The sequence below is a fragment of the Devosia psychrophila genome (assembly GCF_000971275.1).
Lineage (GTDB): Bacteria > Pseudomonadota > Alphaproteobacteria > Rhizobiales > Devosiaceae > Devosia > Devosia psychrophila.
In genome coordinates, this window is record NZ_LAPV01000049.1 from 1 (window position 1) to 514 (window position 514).

General features: G+C 58.0%; 1 pseudogene. It reads right to left on the reverse strand.

Annotated elements, in window-relative coordinates:
- A pseudogene (locus WH91_RS04280) lies at positions 1-340 on the reverse strand (IS3 family transposase); the annotation flags it as partial.
- Between the last annotated feature and the right edge of the window lie 174 nt (positions 341-514).

Genomic DNA, 514 nt, shown 5'->3' on the forward strand with positions numbered 1-514 from the left:
CGTAACAGCAATGGTTGAGCTCGAAGATTTCAGCGATGCGGCGACGCATAGCGAGGTACTTGTCTGCCATCTTCACACGGGCTCGATGGTAGAAGTACGAACTTCGTGCCAGTCCCAACTGGGCAAGCAGCTCTGGCAGCCGATAGAGATCTTTGAGGGCGCCAACCAGCAGTGTCTTCTCCCGATTGCTCAGGAGCTGCAGATCAACGCCCAGGCCTTTTTTTAGGAGTTCATTGGCCTTCTTCAAGAGATCCCGCTCGATCTGCAGTTGCCGGATGTCGCGTTGCAGGGAGTCGAGCTGACGCTCCAACTCCTCTCGCTCTGGCGCTGCCGATGAGGCGGTATTGAACCGCGCCGGGTTTGCCGGAGGCTCCAACTCCTGAGTAGGATGGAGCATGACGAGCAAGACGACGAACAAGTTTTCGAGTGAGGTTCGCACCCGTGCAGTGCGGATGGTGCAAGAGCATGGTGGAGAGTATCCATCCCGCTGGGCGGCCGTTGTGTCGGTTGCCGG